We start from the raw sequence: 16,388 nt of genomic DNA on the forward strand, positions 1-16,388 counted from the left end.
AGAGCCTGCTGCGCGGCGACGAAGACGATGCGGAAGCGCATCGCCGCTTCTACGACGAGTACAACGCGGTGCTCGACATGGACGCGGCCTATTACCTCGATACGATCCGCGGGGTGTTCCAGGAATTCCGTCTGGCCGAAGGCACGTGGGACGTCGCCGGCGAGCGGGTAAGGCCGCAGGACATCACGAAGACCGCGCTGTTCACGATCGAAGGCGAACTGGACGACATTTCCGGCGACGGGCAGACCCATGCCGCGCATGAGTTGTGCGCCGGCATTCCGGAGCAGAACAAGCGCCACTTCACCGCGGAAAAATGCGGCCACTACGGCATTTTCTCGGGACGCCGCTGGCGCACCATCATTTATCCGCAGTTGCGCGAGTTCATTTTCGAACACGATAGGGCGCCAAGAAATGTCTGCAAAGAAGACGCTTGCTTGGATACGCTTCAGGGCGCGCTCACCGAGATGCGGTAATGAGCGCTCAGGCCTTGCTTTATGTGATGTTGGCGCTTGTCTTCGGTGGATATACCACGTACCTACTGGCGGCCTTCCTCCCACAGTCCACTCTTGATCGTGCCGGGCGCCACGGCCGTTTTGCTGAACTTCGCGAGCAAACGTCGGCATCGCCACATGAACCGACGGCGGCAACGGCAGGCGAAGGCGTCGGTCAACAATGAGGGCCAGCACCATTGCATTTACTCACCGACTCGAAGGTGCGAGGTGCGCCTAGCCGAGGCTTTGTTCAACAGGGTATTCGCCCCGTTGGTTGCGGACGCAACCAGGCTGTGTTGACGCAAACCGCCTTGCCGAAGCTGTTCCATGGGTTCACGAGGTTGGCAATGACCACGCCCTCGCGTTTCTGCGATTCGAGTCGACGCGTCAGTAGCCGCGCGCCGATGCAGCGTTTAATGCGCGAGATCTGCGCCCCGACCAGCGCGCGCTTGCCGCTGGGCGGCCTTGCCAAGGGCGGCTCCACGAACCTGATCGAAGTGTACGAATACGCACAACCGGTCCGAGCGCGTGGGCTCGTTTTCATGGATACCCCCGGCCCGAAACTCGAGTGCGCACGGGCGTAGAATTGCAGTAGGTCAGGCAACAGGGGCCGCATGGTGAAACCAGTCATGTTGCGCTGGCTGCGCACCCTGATTCCAGCAATCGCATTGGTGTGGATGTCTTCCGGCGTTCACGCGGCCGACGATTTTGCACCCCTTCGGGCGAGAATGATCAAGGACATCGCGGAGCTCACGGCCGAAACCGTCGCCGCAACCGGCAGACCCGCCATCGATGCACGCGTGCTCGCCGCGATGGACCAGGTGCCTCGTCACCAGTTCGTCCCGCCTGGCGAAGAGCGCAACGCCTACGAGAACCGGCCGCTTCCCATCGGCTATGGCCAGACCATTTCGCAGCCGTACATTGTCGCGTTGATGACCGACCTTATGATGATCAAGCCCACTGACGTTGTGCTGGAGGTTGGCACCGGCTCAGGGTACCAGGCGGCGATCCTCTCGACCCTCGCGCGAGCGGTATATACGATCGAAATCATCGAGCCTTTGGGCAATGCGGCGCAGGAGCGCTTGCGGCGGCTCGCGTACAAGCGGGTGGAAACCAGGGTGGGAGACGGCTATTACGGTTGGGAAGCGCACGCGCCCTACGACGCCATCATCGTCACCGCAGCCGCGAGCCATATCCCTCCTCCTCTGGTGCGGCAGTTGAAGCCCGGCGGCAGGATTGTCATTCCGGTAGGCGCGCAGTTTCTGACGCAGTATCTGCTGCTGATCACGAAGGCGAACGACGGGACTGTTTCCACCCGACAGATCCTGCCCGTCAGCTTCGTGCCGCTCGCCGGGCATTGATTCTGCGTAGGAATCAAGCGACGCAAAGGAACAGCGCGAACCCGCATGGCAGCATTGGTTGAGCGCACGCCCCTTCCCGCATCCCTTTCCGGTTCACGCGATCATGCCCGCCGCGCCGTTGTTCGCCCTCTCCCTGCTCTCGGCCGCAGCGCTCGGTTACGAGCTTCTGTTGATGCGCCTTTTTTCGATTATCCAATGGCATCACTTCGCGTACATGATGATCAGCGTCGCGCTGCTGGGTTACGGAGCAGCCGGTGCGATGGTGGCGCTGGCGCAGCGCTGGCTCGCGCCCCGGTTTGCAACGGTGTTCGTCGGCGGCGCGATTCTGTTCGGCGTTTCGGCGGTCGCCTCTTTCGCGCTCGCCCAGCGCGTCGCGTTCAACCCCCTCGAAATTCTGTGGGATCCGCAGCAGCCGCTGCGCCTGTTCCTGATTTATCTGCTCCTGTTCGTCCCTTTCTTTTGCGCCGCGACCAGTGTCTGTCTCACCTTCACTCGGTTCAATGATCAGATTCCCCGCATTTACAGTTTTGATATTGTCGGAGCCGGATTAGGCAGCCTTGCCGTCATCGTTGCGCTATTTGCCCTTGCTCCGCTGGATGCGCTCCGACTTCTGGGCGGAGTAGGTCTGGCAGCAGCGGCGCTGGCATGCATCGAGTGCCGCTGGCATCGACACTGGTTGCCGGTGCTGTTGCTGGGCGTTGCGGCCGTTTTGCCGGCCAGCCTGCCACGCGACTGGATCGCGCTACGGCCGTCTGAGTACAAGGAATTGAGCCAGGCCCTGCGCATCAAGGACGCGCACGTGGTCGCCGAAAGCTCGAGTCCGCTGGGTCTCGTCACGGTGGTGGAGAGCCCCTTGATCCCCTTCCGCTATGCGCCCGGACTGAGCCTCAACGCGACCACGGAGCCGCCGCCGCAACTTGGCGTGTTTACCGACGGCGACGGACTGTCCGCGCTCAATCGCTATGACGGACGGCGCGAGCCGCTCGGTTACCTCGACTATCTGACCTCTGCGCTTCCTTATCACTTGCTGTGGCGACCCAAAGTCCTCGTGCTTGGCAGCGGCGCCGGAGCCGACGTATTGCAGGCGCTGTACCACGAAGCGAGCGCAATCGACGCGGTGGAACTGAATCCACAGATAGTCGACGCGGTGCAGCGCCGCTTCGCCGACTTTTCCGGCAAGCCTTACAGCGCACCCAACGTTCGCCTGTTCATCGGCGAAGCGCGTGGTTTCGTCGCCGCGCGCGGCGAGCGCTACGACCTCATCCAGGTCGCGCTGCTGGATTCGTTCAGCGCCTCGTCGGCCGGCCTTTACGCGCTTTCCGAGAGCTATTTGTACACGGTGGAAGCGTTCCAGGACTATCTTCGCCATCTCAACCCTGGTGGCATGCTGGCGATTACGCGCTGGGTCACGCTACCGCCACGCGACATCCTGAAATTGTTTGCGACGGGGATGCTGGCCATGGAGCACGCCGGAGTGACGCAACCCTCCCGCCGGCTCGTGCTGATCCGCGGCTGGAAGACGACGACGCTGCTGGTCAAGAACGGGGAGTTCAGTGACGCGGACATCGTCGCACTGGGCAGCTTCTGCCGTGCCCGTTCGTTTGACGTCGGATACTACCCGGGGATGCGGGCCGCCGAGGCGAATCGCTACAACGTGCTTGAAAGGCCCTACTTCTTCGACGCTGCGCGCGCGCTGCTGAGCCCCGGGCGAAACACGTTCTGGGCACGCTACAAGTTCGACGTCCGTCCCGCCACGGACGACAAGCCGTACTTCTTTCACTTCTTCAAATGGCGTTCGCTGCCCGAGTTTCTCGCGTTGAAGGGGCGAGGCGGCCTGCCCTTGCTGGAATGGGGCTATCCGGTACTGATCGCGACCCTGCTTCAGGCCGCATTGACGGCCCTGGCATTGATCCTCTTTCCACTCTGGGTGATGAGGCGCCGCCAGCGCGCGGCGCATGGCTCGCCGCTCTTAACGGCCAGTTCCCGCAGTGACGCCACGCCTTCAGCGGCGGCGATATCCGGGCGTAGAGTCGCAATCTATTTTGTCGCGGTCGGCTTCGCCTTCATGTTCATCGAAATCGCGTTCATCCAGAAGTTCATCCTGCTCCTGAGTCACCCGCTCTACGCTGTCGCCGTCGTGCTATGCGCGTTCCTTTCGTTCGCGGGACTCGGAAGCCGGTACACACAGCGCCTGCAGGGCCGCGAGGCGCTCCTCGCCAGCCACGCGCCGCGGCCGCGCAGGACCACGAATCGCCGGTCGGTCGCGGCGACGGCCATCGTTGCGATCTCCGCCATCTCGCTCTCCTACCTGTTCGTGCTCCCCGCCCTGTTCCCGCTGCTGATCCCGCTATCCGATCCGGCCAGGATCGTGATCGCCGTGCTGCTCGTCGCGCCGCTCGCGTTTGCGATGGGGATGCCCTTTCCGCTGGGGCTCAGCCGCGTTGCTGCCGGCGCCGAAACGCTCGTGCCCTGGGCATGGGGCATCAACGCATGCACTTCCGTAGTGGCTGCGGTTCTGGCGACGGTGCTGGCAATTCATCTCGGCTTTACCGCGGTGGTCGTGATAGCGGTCTTGCTCTATCTTGCTGCGGCGGCTGCCTACCCTTGATCCGGCGTGATCCGGTTTGAGTCGGTGTGGTTCCGCACGGGCCCGCGTGCTCACGAGCAGGATCGGCTCACCGCATGCCAGGTCCGGCGGGCGTCGGCGCGAGCGACGCGACGCTCCCTGCGAGACCGCGCGTCACGGCGGCCATGCGGTCATAGTCAAGCGTCGCAGGGACATCGTGCGCGGTATGGTAGTGCGGATTGCGCAGGTACGCCGTGTCCGTGACCATCACAGCCGGATAGCCTTCGCGCCAAAAGGACGAGTGATCGCTCAACGCGACGCCCGGCACAAACCACGGCAACGCCGCCCTTTGCAGCGGAAAATCCGACGAGGCCTGAAACGCGTTGGTAAGCCATCTCAGTCGGCGCGCCGAGCGAAGGTTGGAAACGAAGCCGATGAAATTGCCGCATGGCGGATAGAAGTAACGCAGCAGCGGCGGATACGCCTGAGTGCCCGGCTCGTCCCGGTAGTAGCCCAGCATCTCGAGCGACAGCATCAGGCGAATGCGATCCCCGCGCAGACGCGCGGCCCTCGCATACCGCAGGCTCCCCATGTCGCCGCGGAAGAAAAACGGCGCTTCCTCGTTCACGAACGCGACACAGCGCACGGTGTACCGGGGCGCAAGCGCCTGAAGCAGGAACATCGTCTCGAGCAGCGCGGCGACGCCGCTGGCGTTGTCGTCGGCCCCCGGACTGCCGGGCACCGTGTCGTAATGCGCGCCCAATACGATGATTTCGTCAGGCTGAACGCAGCCTGGCAGCGCCGCCTCGATGTTCGCGCACTGGACGCCTCGCACCAGATAGTTCTGGCGCTTCACTGCGCAGCAACGCATCGCCCATTGCCGTTCGATATAGTCGGCAGCCGCGTGCAGCGCGGCCGGGCGGAACACGTTGCGCTCGCCGATGTCTCCGGCAAGGACGTTCACATGCCGTTCCAACGCCGCAGCCAGGTCGGACACGCTCGCAGTCTGCATACAACTTCTCCCGCACACGCCGTGATGGACTCGCAGCGGGGCCGGTGGCAGCCGGGCGGTTCGGTGCGTGTCGACGCGGGCGACGCACGGATTCCCGCTCGCCCGCCCTGTCGCCGCTCGATGGTTTCAGCCTGGCCGTCAGCTGCGAGCATTCAAGGCTCAACGCGTACGCGGATGCGGACCGGCAACGCTTCACAGTCGAGACTGATGTCGGATATTTTGGCTGACGAAGTCTCCCCGCCCACCGTCACATTGAAGCGCAAGCCCGCCACGAATCAGGCGCACGTTTCAGGAATACAACGGTTCCGACGCCGGGCTCCCGCAACCGCGCTGCGCTACGCACCCGATCTCCAGACGCGCGGGCGCGGGCCTCGCAACAGCAACGGCGGGCAGGACCGGCTCGGAGATGCTTTTCAGGAGCGCCTGCAGAGGCGGCCATGCAGCAGCACTATGCGGGCCATGGGCTGTTCGCCCGCCCCGCTCACCGGTTGCAACGAGCGCGGCGGGGAGAGCGCCGTGCCCCGCCCTCGCCACTGGTTCTGGGGCGTGGTGGCGCAGTCCTGGCCGATCTATGGCGAAGTGATGCTCGCGTCAATGCTCGGCAACCTGTTCGCGCAATTCGCGTGACGTATATAGTTGCTTGCCCTGTACCGACGGCGCTGTGCATTGGGCTCGGTCAGGCGAAGAACACGAACGGCAGTGTCAGCATCAGGTAAATCGCAAGTCCGGTGGCTGGCAGGCTGGTGGCGATTGCGATTGCCGCGATCGCGCTTCCGATTAGCGCGAGCGCAACCAGCCAGCGTGAGGCAGCCTGCTCAGCGCTGACGTCTGCGCGTGGGCTTGTATCGACGCGATGTTCGTCGTGCCGTGCCATGTATTTTCGGATGTGCAGGTCAAGCATGGCGATTACCCTCAAGATATATCCGTTGTCCCACGAGCGCGCGTCCGGTCGCGGTATCGGACCGTAACGTCAAGAGCGTCTGCGGATGCAATTGTTGGCGATGCTCTCATCATAGCCGTCGGCGCACCTGAAAGCAGGAGACCGCGCCAAAGCGGGGGCTCTACGCGGCAATCTGGTGAGCGCTATTGTTGGTCGCGAGCGCCGGATACCATCGCTCGAAGCGTGATCGCAGTTGCTCATTCAGGACGGCCGTCCTCACCTGCAGAAGTCCGTGCGCGAGAGCCGGTCGCCACGCCATCTGCTGCCGCGTCACAAAGCGCCTGCTGACCACTTGGTTGACTGCCGATTCGACAAGGCTTGACGTGATCGGCTCGCCGTGGCGGTAGCGGTCCCCATAGTCCACGATAACGTTCTGGTCGTTCTCGAGGTAGCCGATAAAGTCCTCCAGTCTGGTGCCATTTGGCCCAATGCAGCGTATCGACCAGCGCACCGGAAGGCCGCTCGTCGCGTTCCGGCAGCCCCCTGATTCATCGGGTATTCGTACGTTCGGTGCAATATCCGGCGTGTGCGCGGAAAAGCACTCATAGATCAACGGATTGCAAATCGGTCATACACGAAAACGCTGAGCAGTCGTATCGCCTTGCTGCAAGCGGCTTTTGACGCCGTTACGCCAGTTTCGCACCAATCGAACGAATACCCTAAACACGTCGCGTCCCGGCAATGCACCCCTGTGGCCGCCCTCTAGTCTTTCAACGCCTGGGCTGTCAATTCCGCGAGGTTCTGGCGCAATATAAGAGTGCGGCAACCGTCGACGAAGACGGAGGCAGGCGTGACAAACTCCACCAGGCTCGATCTGTTTTGTCGGTTATTCCTTGGTCTCTTCGTGGGCTCTTTTTGCATAACAGCCGCCCTTTTCGTGCGTTATCTGTCGGGGAATCAGCTGCCGCAAGCAACCGTTGTGCAGTCAAAAAGCGCATCACAACCCTTGTCCCAAAGCGCCCCGGCAGTCGCATTTTCATCCGCTTCCCCATACCAACCGACAACGCCTTCGCTAGATACTGAGGAAAAGACACTCATTGCGTCGTCGGCTACCACCATCGTCACATTCATTGCGGCCGTGGTGACTAACTTCCTGAGCTGGCGGAAGGACAAGGCGAAGGCGATCTACGAAAAGCGGGACGCGTCCCGCTAGTTCCTCGTCCAGGAAGTTGCGACTCGACCCGTGCGCCGTCAGCTGTGCGACTTGGTACGCATGCCGCCCACGCCGACCTTGCCGCGCCCGACACCATCAGTTTTGCGATGCGCCGAACCACCAGGGCGCAGCTTCTTCCTGGAAACGGCCGTGAACGTCACCTGATCCGCAGGGTAGTAAGTCGCCCTGTGCACCGCTGCGTGATAGGCCCGATGGTCAGGGTTGAGGGCGAGCTTGACGGTTTTCACGCCGTAAAATCTTCCACTACCCCTGGTTACGTCCCCCAGCGGAAGTGACATCGCTTTGCCACCCGGCGCAGGGGCGTTCTCGGCCCCGGTCTGGTCGAACCAGGCGTCCGCGCGCACGATTGCATATTTGGCGCCGTTGACGGTGACATATGTCGCCTTCTCCCCGAGCTCGTAGTTGGGATCCTTGACTTCGATTGCCATGATGGACACCTCCTCGGACGATACCGACACTAATAGTTTAGCGCGAGCGCCGCGATCGACGCCTTTCACCACACGCTACCGATCCGCCAAAATATCAGGGACTGTTGAAAAGCGTGGGGTTTTCGGCGCGGTAGCATTGAGCCTCGCTGGTATATCCGCCGAGGTGTGCGATGAAAATCGTCGTTCGCGTTGAATTGATTACCGACTGGGGTGATACCCATACAATTGAGGTCAAGCCATGATTCAGGTTCGGGCGCGCACTCGGGGTTGTACTCTTTCATGATGCTAGTCCTGTACGGGCTTCTGCCTACCGTAAAACTACCGTCTATAGCTGCGTTGCGCTTCAGTTCAGTCATCGGCGGCATAACGGGCGCCCGTCCCACACTAGCGGGAGCGACCCGTTGACGACAACACGTCCGGCCGCGGGCCGTGCGGGACCGTCAATCTCGTGACCTGACTGCATCGCGACGTCATGCAGACAGATGATGCGCCAGCACCGTGGCGACGAACGCAGGCGGTGGTGCCCGCGAAATGCTCGCCCAGACCTTCAGCGCCCATCACGCGCGCTGTAACCGGCAACAACCGGTCTGCCCATGAGGACGCGATGGCGGGCGACGTACACAGGTCACCCCAGCGATCGCCCAGCTCTTCGATATATGGCATCGGGTCATCCTGGAGCGCGTCAAACAGCCGATCCAGCCAACGCATCCGGACCGGAGCGGGCACATCCACCCCAGCGATGACCGGCACAAGCGCGTCGATTGCGCGATTCACGGCAGTGCCAATTGCCCCCGACGAGCTGTCTACGTGTTCAAACGCCGGCGAAAGCTTTTCGAGCAAAGCGACCGCGCCGTCCGCAGCCAGAACAGGATCGGCACGGGCGATCTGCCGGATCTCCGCGAGCGCTTCTTTCAGACGCTGGATCGGCAACGCGGATTTCCAGCTGAAGGCACCACGCCGGAACCGCGTGGCGAACGACCACTTGTGAGCGGTGTGAGAGGTCGTACGTTTCATGCTCCGGGGTGCCAGCTCAGCGCGTCTTCATATAGGCGGCGTACAGCGCCGCGTTGAGCGCCTGCAGTTCGCCCCGGGTTTCCAGAAGTTCGTGATGCCGGCCCTGACGCTCCAGGCTGAGTAACTCGAGCATCACCTTCGCCGCCCGCTCGGGCGCATTCTGTCGCGAAGGCTCCGCCCGTTTGAACAGCGGTGCGAGGCCGGCCTTTTCCGTGAGTACCCACGCCGGAAGCCATGCCAGATCGCCGATGTCGCCTGGGCCGTCGAACGACGTATCGAAGGCGCGCCGCAACCTGTTGACGCACGCGTCGTCAAGCCGGCTCAAAAGGCGGTCAAACCGGGATGGCGAAAGCCACGCAAGTTCGACCAGCAACGGCCAGGCCGCGTCCAGGCCATCGAGCCGGTAACGTGCCTCCGTCATCCAGCACAGCGGCGCTGGAATCCGTCGCCAGGACGCGATGCGAGATATCGAATCAGAGGCCTCGAGCCACCTCGCAGCAAGCAGGAAGAGCGGCGCCGCGTGCGCATCCGCGTGGTCCGAAAGGAAAGGCAGCGCAGCGGCGCGTCCGGCCAGTTCTGCCCAGAGCGGTGCGAGCCAGGTGGCCCCGGTCTGCCCCGGGAACACGCGCGCGACTGCGGGCTGGACTTCGTAAGATAGCGCCTGCCGAGCCTGCAGGGCGGCTTCGTGACGGTCAAACGGTACCGTCGGTCGACCCTCGAGGGCATGGACGATGGACCCGAAATACAGCCGGGCGACGTCGTCCGGATATTCGTTCGCAAGGGCCTGCAGCGCGCGCCGCGCGCCCGCGGCATCGTACTGCTGCAACGCTGACAGGACATCGTTGCGCAGCATCACGTCGCGGCTGTCGTTGAAAATGTCGAGCTGCATCCGTCGGGTTCAGAACAGTTTGCGGGTCAGGCTGACGAGATTAATCCATTTGACCGTGCTTCTCAATTGCCTGCGGTGCTCATCGACTGACTCGACAATGGCGCGCCGAACGCCCGCGTCGGCGACACCGTGCGGGCGCGTCATCAGTGGTCGTGCTCTGTCGGATCCGCGAAAGACGGTTCCCAGGCCTGTCCGCCGTAGAACACGCCAACGATTGACACCACCTCGGGATCCACAAGGTAAGCGATCACGGCGCGCTGCCGGTAGTGGGTCACGCGCAGGCCAGGCAACAGATCATCGCGCGGCACGCCGCGCTCAGGGAACGTCTGCAGGCGCAGGCAGAAACTCACGATGGCGTCGACGTATCTGGGTCGCCGTGATGGGCGAACCCGCTTCACGGATAAACCGTTCGATGGCCTCAAGCTGGTCCCGCGCTTCCGGGGCAAACTGCACCCGATAGTTCATGCGGCGCCCGAGCGCTTCTTCGCAGGTGAGCGCGCACCTGCTCGGGCGTGAGCGCGCGCGCGGGCTCCGCGCGCAACGCTTCGGCCGCAGGCACCACCTCGTCACGCAACCAGGCCTCGATGGCCCTGTCGCGGGCCGCTAGGGTGCGTAGCCCGTCGCGGATCACCTCGCTTTCAGAAGCATATTCGCCGCTGGCGACCTTGGTGCGGATGAGCTCGGCCATCTCGTTGGGCAGGGTAATGCTGAACTGCTGTGTGGTACGCATGGCGCTCTCCAGGCTGACAGGATTTAATCCTACTCCGTCGACGGGGGTGCTGGCAAGGCGCGCCGGGCTGGCACAGATGACGATAGCGGCTGCGCGCGGAGGGACGGGACGGCGCACAGCTTCATGGCCCGTCCGGCGCCGATCCATTTCGAAGGAAAAGCTGGATGCGTCTGTCACGGGCGTGCCTGTTACCCGCCTGCCGACGCCAGCATCGAACCAGTACACCGCTTTGTCCCACAGTGGCAGGCATAGTCGGCGAGAATTTCGGGCGTGATCGCGTCCCCAACAGTGAGTCCATAGGCGATGAAAAGCTCGTCGCCCGGCATCACGTGCCTGAGCGTCTCGATAAAAACCCGCCCGCGCTCATCCTCGATCGCCTCGCAGTTCGGCTGGCACGAATGGTTCAGCCAGCGGGCGCTGTTGCCGCCGACGCTGCCGTCGATTACGCGCCCGTCAGCCAGCCCGAAAATGAATGTGTGGCCAGGCATTCCGGATCGCCGGTGCCGGGCGGATGCCCGCCGCCACGACGTCACCTCCCCGCGGTATTCGAGGATCCGCTGGCCGGCTGGAATCGCCTGTAGCGCGAACACGCCTCGCCCATGCACCGATGATTTCCTGACCGTCACGCGCCGCACTTCATCACTCCTGATCCGTTGAAGGCCGCGAGCATAGCGGGCGGCACGTCCCGCGGCAACCGGGAGCGTCGCGTCAGAACAGACTGGTCTGCCGCGGATCGCGCGCCGGGCGGGGGCGGGATCCGTCGGTCCGGCTGCTACGTCGGGCGCGACCGCCTCTTTTTCCAACGCGCTGTAGCCGCGCCAGCATCAGGCACTCCACTGCGCCATCGCTGCAGCGCAACTCGAACACGCCGGTTACGCCGGACGGACACGGCGTCGTTGCGCGGAAGGGACAGGCGCAGCCCCCGCCGTTTCGCGCGGGCAATCATCTGCGTGCGGCTCATGCCCGGCCAGCAATCCGCCATGAAGAGCGTCACGGTTGCGGGCAGAGACTCAGGCGCGACGCCCTGTGGAAGCGTCAGTCCAGTGAGCAGGTAAATGTCAGCCATACAGCCAGTTTCCCGGGCGTCGGATCACTCTGCGTTTTATACCGCTTTTTTGCGACGCGTTTCCGGCCTGGCGGTCGGCACCGTGCGGGATGACCGGGTCGGTCGTGGCGTCTTCCGGACTCCGGCCGATACGGACGACGACCGGGCTTCCTGGGCACGCATCTGCGCTTGCCGCAGCGTCTCCATCTCCGTAGTGAGGATCACCAACGGAAAGATGGCGATCTACGATACCGATCATTTCGCCACCTGGCTCAAGGATTTCGCCGACGCTCTGGAAGCGGACGAGTTCGACGACTGAGGTCGCAGCGTTCACAGAGTTGCTCCTGCTGCTATCAGCGCACGAGGAAGCTGCTGAGTTGTTCGTGACTGCCGTCTTCGGTCCGATCGCCTGGTGGCGACTTCGGGATCGGACTGACCGACCAGGTTCTTCGGTGCACACGTGCAATCACTGCGCCAGACACGTGATCCGCCTCGGGGGTATCGTCCTTTTCGTGCAAAATCTGGCGGTCGCCTCTCGCAAAGCCTTGTCCAGCAAGGTTTTCCGCCTGAGTGTCTGCCACATCAAGCTCGATCTGGCAAACTTTGAATAATCACGGGTTTTCGGAACAAAGCGCCAGATCTTGCACGAAAAGGACGATTACCCCGGCCACGGAGCGCTCGGCCAGGAACTCCACCAGCCGCGCGCTTGCAGAGCGCACGAGTCTGCGCGACATTTGTCATCACGACCGGCGCGTAAGTCCGGCTGGAGACCGCCATGACGAACCGGCTCGCCACCGAAACCTCCCCTTACCTCCGTCAACACGCGGAGAACCCGGTGGACTGGTATCCGTGGAGCGAGGAGGCATTTCGCCGCGCCCGCGAGGAAGACAAGCCGATCCTGCTCTCCGTGGGCTATTCCGCGTGCCACTGGTGCCACGTCATGGCGCACGAATCCTTCGAGAATCCGCGTATTGCCAGTCTGATGAACGAGCGCTACATCAGCGTCAAGGTCGATCGGCAGGAGCGACCCGACGTAGACGACATCTATCAGCAAGTCAGCCAGATGATGGGACAAGGAGGCGGCTGGCCGCTCACCGTATTCCTGACGCCGCAGGGAGAGCCGTTCTTCGGCGGCACCTACTTCCCGCCGGACGAGCGCTACGGCCGCCCCGGGCTCGCGCGCGTGCTGATGAGTCTGAGCGAAGCCTGGCGGCATCGGCGAGAGGAGCTGCGCGACACCATTGCGCAGTTTCAGCAGGGTTTCCGACAGCTCGATCAAGCATACCTGGGCGGTGAAGCCACCGAAGTCGAGGATCTCCCGGCAGAAACAGCCCGCGCCTTGGCACGGAACACTGACCCGGTCCATGGCGGGCTGGGTGGCGCACCCAAGTTTCCCAACCCAAGCTGCTACGACCTTATGCTGCGCGTCTATCATCGAAGTGGCGAGCCCACGCTGCTTGACGCACTGGGACGCACGCTCGACCATATGGCGGCGGGCGGTATCTATGACCAACTCGGCGGTGGGTTTGCCCGCTACAGTGTCGACGCACGTTGGGCCGTGCCGCACTTCGAGAAAATGCTCTATGACAACGGCCAGCTCGTGAAGCTGTACGCGGACGCCTACCGCCTGACCGGCAAGCCGGCCTGGCGTCACGTCGTCGAGGAAACCATCGCCTACGTTCTGCGCGATATGACGCACCCCGACGGCGGCTTTTATGCCGGCGAAGATGCCGACAGCGAAGGACAGGAAGGCAGATTCTACGTCTGGACGCCCGCCGAGATTAAGGCAGTGCTTGGCGAGGCCGACGGTGCACTGGTGTGCCGGGCCTACGGCGTCACAGAGCATGGCAACTTCGAACACGGTGCCACGGTACTCCACCGTGCGGTCGAACTGGATGCGCTGCAATCAGCACGTCTGGCAGGCTGGCGCGAGCGGCTGATGGCGGCGCGCGGCCGACGCGCGTGCCCGGGCCGGGACGACAACATTCTCACCGGCTGGAACGGCCTGATGATCGAGGGGCTCTGTGCCGCTTTCCAGACGACGGGCACCCCCGAATATCTCAGTGCGGCAAAGCGGGCCGCCGATTTCATCCGGGATCGGTTGACCCTGCCTGACGGCGGCGTATACCGAGCCTGGAAGGACGGGATAGCCAAGGTGCCGGGGTTTCTCGAAGACTACGCCTTCCTCTGCAACGCGCTGCTCGACCTGTACGAGTCCTGCTTCGACAAGCGCTACCTCGATCGTGCCATCGAACTCGTGGCACTCATCCTCGATAAGTTCTGGGAGGACGGGCTCTACTTCACACCGCGCGACGGGGAGCCATTGGTGCACAGGCCCCGTGCGGCATACGACAACGCCTGGCCGTCGGGCATCTCAACGAGCGTGTTTGCCTTCTTGCGCCTGCATGAACTCGCGGGCGACGATCTCTACCGTGACCGCGCCGAGCACGAATTCCGGAGATACGAGGTCGCAGCCGCCAGGGCGCCAGCCGGCTTCGCGCACCTCCTTGCCGCCCGGGACTTCGCGCAACGCGGCCCGCTCGAGATCGTCTTTGCGGGCGACAAATCGGGCGCCGCCGCGCTCGTAACAAGCGTTCACCGTGCATACCTCCCCGCGCGCGTGCTGGCTTTTGCCGAAGACGTGCCGATCGGCCAGGGGCACCGCCCGGTCAAGGGCAGGCCTGCCGCCTACGTGTGCCGAAATCGCACGTGCGCCGCACCGGTGACCGACGGCAAGGCGCTCCTTGAGCGTTGTGCACCCTGATCGCAACCCACCGCTATCACCACCTGATCGGCATCTGAGGCTGCCCCATGAAACCGGGCCTTTTGAAACTGGAAAAATCTGGAATGATGCAGCACGCGATTTGCGGTCCACGCACGGTCTAGCACGTGACATGCAGGATCGCATTGGTCCGGTCAGGGTGTTCCTTGAGCTTGGCGATGGCTTCCTCTGTCGGCAGGATAACCAGTTTGACCTGCCGACGCTGGGCCTCGCGCTTCACCTCTTCCATCACCGGTAACGCCCCGGTGCCTGTGCCAATCACAAGCCGGTGGCATTTCCAGGGTATGTCCTCTTCTCCGGACAGCGGTGTGTGCCCAAAGGCCTCGCGGAACTTCCTGGAGGGTTTCTTCTTGCGTTTGCGAACCTGCCCGTGGTCGATCACCACGTCATACTGATAGGTGACCCCATCAATGCGGATGGAACCAAAGCAAAATGCTTCGAAGCGCATACGCACCTCCGCTGGTGTTGTGCCGGCGCCCTCGTCTGCGCCGCCACGCCGCTCAGTCCGGTACCAGCCCCTTCTCCTTCAACCAGGCGGGATCGAACAGCCGCGCACGGTACAAATCACCACGATCACACAACAGCGTGACGATGGTATGGCCCGGCCCCATCTGCCGGGCGACCCACACGGCGGCCGCCACGTTGATGCCGGTCGAGCCGCCGACAAACAGTCCTTCCTCCCGCAGCAACCGGTAGACCATCGTGACGCAGCGCTGATCGTCGATGCGCACGGCGTCATCGATTGGTGTGCCCTCGAGGTTAGCGGTGACACGGCTGGAGCCTATACCCTCCGTGATCGAGCTGCCTTCCGCCTTGAGTTCGCGCGTTTTCACGAAACTGTACAGGCCGCTGCCGTGCGGATCAGCAAGCACGATCCTCACGTCAGGGTTCTGTTCCTTGAGAAAGCGCGCGACGCCGGCGAGCGTGCCGCCGGTCCCGGTGGCGCACACGAACGCGTCCAGCGTGCCATCCGTGTCGCGCCAGATTTCCGGCCCGGTGGTCTCATAGTGGGCCTGCCGGTTGACGAGATTGTCGAACTGGTTGGCCCAGATCGCGCCCTCCATCTCCAGCGCGAGACGCCCGGCGATCTTCTGGTAGTTGTTCGGATCCTTGTATGGCACCGCCGGCACCGGACGCACCTCTGCACCCAGCACGCGCAGGAGGTCCATTTTTTCTGGCGACTGGGTCTCCGGAATGACGATTACGCAGCGGTAGCCGCGCGCGGCACAGATATGGGCCAGGCCGATGCCGGTATTGCCGGCAGTGCCCTCTACCACGGTACCGCCAGACCTGAGTACACCGCGCCGCTCGGCATCTTGAATGATGTAGAGCGCGGCGCGGTCTTTCACCGAACCGCCCGGGTTCATGAACTCGGCCTTGCCGAGAATGTCGCAGCCGGTTTCCGCACTGAGCTTGGAAAACCGGATCAGCGGCGTGTTGCCGATGCTGCCGACGAAACCGCCCCGCACGTCCATGAAGCCCCTTTTTCACGCCATCATTGGCGCCCCTCTCCCACACTGACAGTGTAGGCGAAGGGGCCGCGTGATGTTTACCGGCGAGGCAGCACGCCAGCATCCGTCGACGCCGCTCTCGCTTCTACGGCTATCTACGAAGGAAGATAGTCATCGAACTAGCCGTTGTTCGCGCCCCAACCACCAGCCAATCTGGGTTCTGTTGAAGTAAGGCGGTCCGCTATGATGTGCGGAACGACACGAACGACTGAAGGCTCGATGAAGACGTTGAATCCGGCGGTGGCCTGAGTGCTCAAACGCCTGCATTGTCCGTTCGACGTGATGCTGACTTGCGTGCGCTGGTCCGTGGCGTATCCCTTGAGTCTGCGGCACCTTGAAGAATGATATGAACGCCTCCCACCCGTGAGCGGTGGAAGCGAAGAAGGAAGGTGGACCCTCACGGGCCGACGGCATCAAAGTGCCCAAGGTGGAAGATCATGCAGAT

Annotated in this window: 18 protein-coding genes and 4 pseudogenes; 9 read left to right on the forward strand and 13 right to left on the reverse strand. The window is 63.1% G+C overall.

All coding sequences use genetic code 11. The features are described from left to right. The 5 genes and pseudogenes from HV744_RS34515 to HV744_RS34535 all read left to right on the forward strand — a co-directional run. Window positions 1–473, forward strand: a pseudogene (locus HV744_RS34515) (polyhydroxyalkanoate depolymerase); the annotation flags it as partial. Further along, window positions 473–676, forward strand: coding sequence for a hypothetical protein (locus HV744_RS34520; RefSeq protein WP_175153761.1), 204 nt, complete (start codon window positions 473–475; stop codon window positions 674–676). The pseudogene HV744_RS34515 and the gene HV744_RS34520, both read left to right, overlap by 1 nt. A gap of 270 nt (window positions 677–946) precedes the next feature. After that, a pseudogene (locus HV744_RS34525) lies at window positions 947–1,075 on the forward strand (hypothetical protein); the annotation flags it as partial. A 45-nt stretch (window positions 1,076–1,120) separates the two neighbouring features. Next, a complete protein-coding gene (locus HV744_RS34530) occupies window positions 1,121–1,852 on the forward strand; it encodes a protein-L-isoaspartate(D-aspartate) O-methyltransferase (protein WP_246279349.1) in 732 nt (243 codons plus the stop codon). Window positions 1,853–1,955: 103 nt separating this feature from the next. Continuing rightward, entirely contained in the window at window positions 1,956–4,460 is a 2,505-nt protein-coding gene (locus HV744_RS34535; RefSeq protein ID WP_175153776.1) for a spermine/spermidine synthase domain-containing protein, read from the forward strand. A 67-nt stretch (window positions 4,461–4,527) separates the two neighbouring features. Here HV744_RS34535 and HV744_RS34540 read toward each other — a convergent pair whose 3' ends face one another. The 3 genes and pseudogenes from HV744_RS34540 to HV744_RS34555 form a co-directional block, all read right to left on the reverse strand. Next, window positions 4,528–5,430 carry a M28 family peptidase gene (locus tag HV744_RS34540; protein WP_175153763.1) on the reverse strand — a complete coding sequence of 301 codons (903 nt, stop codon included), beginning with the start codon at window positions 5,428–5,430 and terminating at the stop codon, window positions 4,528–4,530. A gap of 676 nt (window positions 5,431–6,106) precedes the next feature. Then, a complete protein-coding gene (locus HV744_RS34550) occupies window positions 6,107–6,331 on the reverse strand; it encodes a hypothetical protein (protein WP_175153764.1) in 225 nt (74 codons plus the stop codon). A 160-nt stretch (window positions 6,332–6,491) separates the two neighbouring features. Further along, window positions 6,492–6,858 (reverse strand): annotated as a pseudogene (locus HV744_RS34555) (ISKra4-like element ISBte1 family transposase); the annotation flags it as partial. Window positions 6,859–7,160: 302 nt separating this feature from the next. Here HV744_RS34555 and HV744_RS34560 point away from each other — a divergent pair. Beyond that, on the forward strand, window positions 7,161–7,523 hold the full coding sequence (locus tag HV744_RS34560; RefSeq protein ID WP_175153765.1) for a hypothetical protein: 363 nt from the start codon (window positions 7,161–7,163) through the stop codon (window positions 7,521–7,523). A 38-nt stretch (window positions 7,524–7,561) separates the two neighbouring features. On the opposite strand, the gene HV744_RS34565 is transcribed toward HV744_RS34560, so the two are convergent. The 7 genes from HV744_RS34565 to HV744_RS34590 form a co-directional block, all read right to left on the reverse strand. Further along, a complete protein-coding gene (locus HV744_RS34565) occupies window positions 7,562–7,972 on the reverse strand; it encodes a hypothetical protein (RefSeq protein WP_175153766.1) in 411 nt (136 codons plus the stop codon). A 384-nt stretch (window positions 7,973–8,356) separates the two neighbouring features. Further along, on the reverse strand, window positions 8,357–8,986 hold the full coding sequence (locus HV744_RS34570; RefSeq protein ID WP_175153767.1) for a hypothetical protein: 630 nt from the start codon (window positions 8,984–8,986) through the stop codon (window positions 8,357–8,359). Between the two features lie 16 nt (window positions 8,987–9,002). Further along, window positions 9,003–9,875 (reverse strand): hypothetical protein, encoded by an 873-nt coding sequence (locus HV744_RS34575; protein WP_175153768.1) that lies wholly within the window; start codon window positions 9,873–9,875, stop codon window positions 9,003–9,005. Between the two features lie 9 nt (window positions 9,876–9,884). After that, window positions 9,885–10,019 (reverse strand): hypothetical protein, encoded by a 135-nt coding sequence (locus HV744_RS38155; protein ID WP_281363693.1) that lies wholly within the window; start codon window positions 10,017–10,019, stop codon window positions 9,885–9,887. Beyond that, on the reverse strand, window positions 10,019–10,225 hold the full coding sequence (locus tag HV744_RS38360) for a type II toxin-antitoxin system RelE/ParE family toxin (protein WP_343056496.1): 207 nt from the start codon (window positions 10,223–10,225) through the stop codon (window positions 10,019–10,021). The genes HV744_RS38155 and HV744_RS38360 overlap by 1 nt, the downstream gene beginning before the upstream one ends. A 68-nt stretch (window positions 10,226–10,293) precedes the next feature. Further along, window positions 10,294–10,605, reverse strand: a complete 312-nt coding sequence (locus HV744_RS34585; protein ID WP_175153769.1) for a type II toxin-antitoxin system ParD family antitoxin — start codon at window positions 10,603–10,605, stop codon at window positions 10,294–10,296. A gap of 188 nt (window positions 10,606–10,793) precedes the next feature. After that, entirely contained in the window at window positions 10,794–11,240 is a 447-nt protein-coding gene (locus tag HV744_RS34590; protein WP_175153770.1) for an SET domain-containing protein, read from the reverse strand. A 420-nt stretch (window positions 11,241–11,660) separates the two neighbouring features. On the opposite strand from HV744_RS34590, the gene HV744_RS34595 reads away from it, so the two are divergent. Further along, window positions 11,661–11,969: a hypothetical protein gene (locus tag HV744_RS34595; RefSeq protein WP_175153771.1), complete on the forward strand. Its 309-nt coding sequence runs from the start codon at window positions 11,661–11,663 to the stop codon at window positions 11,967–11,969. Window positions 11,970–12,003: 34 nt separating this feature from the next. Here the strand turns inward: HV744_RS34595 and HV744_RS34600 are convergent, their stop codons facing one another. Continuing rightward, window positions 12,004–12,231, reverse strand: coding sequence for a hypothetical protein (locus HV744_RS34600; RefSeq protein WP_175153772.1), 228 nt, complete (start codon window positions 12,229–12,231; stop codon window positions 12,004–12,006). 194 nt (window positions 12,232–12,425) lie between these two features. Here HV744_RS34600 and HV744_RS34605 point away from each other — a divergent pair, with 194 nt between their 5' ends. Next, window positions 12,426–14,414: a thioredoxin domain-containing protein gene (locus HV744_RS34605; RefSeq protein ID WP_175153773.1), complete on the forward strand. Its 1,989-nt coding sequence runs from the start codon at window positions 12,426–12,428 to the stop codon at window positions 14,412–14,414. 118 nt (window positions 14,415–14,532) lie between these two features. On the opposite strand, the gene HV744_RS34610 is transcribed toward HV744_RS34605, so the two are convergent. Together HV744_RS34610 and HV744_RS34615 are read right to left on the reverse strand one after the other, a co-directional pair. After that, entirely contained in the window at window positions 14,533–14,880 is a 348-nt protein-coding gene (locus tag HV744_RS34610) for an MTH938/NDUFAF3 family protein (RefSeq protein ID WP_175153774.1), read from the reverse strand. Window positions 14,881–14,932: 52 nt separating this feature from the next. Then, window positions 14,933–15,907, reverse strand: a complete 975-nt coding sequence (locus tag HV744_RS34615) for a cysteine synthase A (RefSeq protein ID WP_175153775.1) — start codon at window positions 15,905–15,907, stop codon at window positions 14,933–14,935. Window positions 15,908–16,192: 285 nt separating this feature from the next. Here HV744_RS34615 and HV744_RS34620 point away from each other — a divergent pair. Next, window positions 16,193–16,285 (forward strand): annotated as a pseudogene (locus tag HV744_RS34620) (IS6 family transposase); the annotation flags it as partial. Window positions 16,286–16,388 lie beyond the last annotated feature (103 nt).

This window comes from Paraburkholderia ultramafica, assembly GCF_902859915.1.
Taxonomy (GTDB): domain Bacteria; phylum Pseudomonadota; class Gammaproteobacteria; order Burkholderiales; family Burkholderiaceae; genus Paraburkholderia; species Paraburkholderia ultramafica.

Coding starts and splice junctions, on each gene's coding strand:
- HV744_RS34520 (WP_175153761.1), top strand. CDS start 473: ATGAGCGCTCAGGCCTTGCTTTATGTGATGTTGGCGCTTGTCTTCGGT.
- HV744_RS34530 (WP_246279349.1), top strand. CDS start 1,121: ATGTTGCGCTGGCTGCGCACCCTGATTCCAGCAATCGCATTGGTGTGG.
- HV744_RS34535 (WP_175153776.1), top strand. CDS start 1,956: ATGCCCGCCGCGCCGTTGTTCGCCCTCTCCCTGCTCTCGGCCGCAGCG.
- HV744_RS34540 (WP_175153763.1), bottom strand. CDS start 5,430: ATGCAGACTGCGAGCGTGTCCGACCTGGCTGCGGCGTTGGAACGGCAT.
- HV744_RS34550 (WP_175153764.1), bottom strand. CDS start 6,331: ATGCTTGACCTGCACATCCGAAAATACATGGCACGGCACGACGAACAT.
- HV744_RS34565 (WP_175153766.1), bottom strand. CDS start 7,972: ATGGCAATCGAAGTCAAGGATCCCAACTACGAGCTCGGGGAGAAGGCG.
- HV744_RS34570 (WP_175153767.1), bottom strand. CDS start 8,986: ATGAAACGTACGACCTCTCACACCGCTCACAAGTGGTCGTTCGCCACG.
- HV744_RS34575 (WP_175153768.1), bottom strand. CDS start 9,875: ATGCAGCTCGACATTTTCAACGACAGCCGCGACGTGATGCTGCGCAAC.
- HV744_RS38155 (WP_281363693.1), bottom strand. CDS start 10,019: ATGACGCGCCCGCACGGTGTCGCCGACGCGGGCGTTCGGCGCGCCATT.
- HV744_RS34585 (WP_175153769.1), bottom strand. CDS start 10,605: ATGCGTACCACACAGCAGTTCAGCATTACCCTGCCCAACGAGATGGCC.
- HV744_RS34595 (WP_175153771.1), top strand. CDS start 11,661: ATGTCAGCCATACAGCCAGTTTCCCGGGCGTCGGATCACTCTGCGTTT.
- HV744_RS34605 (WP_175153773.1), top strand. CDS start 12,426: ATGACGAACCGGCTCGCCACCGAAACCTCCCCTTACCTCCGTCAACAC.
- HV744_RS34610 (WP_175153774.1), bottom strand. CDS start 14,880: ATGCGCTTCGAAGCATTTTGCTTTGGTTCCATCCGCATTGATGGGGTC.
- HV744_RS34615 (WP_175153775.1), bottom strand. CDS start 15,907: ATGGACGTGCGGGGCGGTTTCGTCGGCAGCATCGGCAACACGCCGCTG.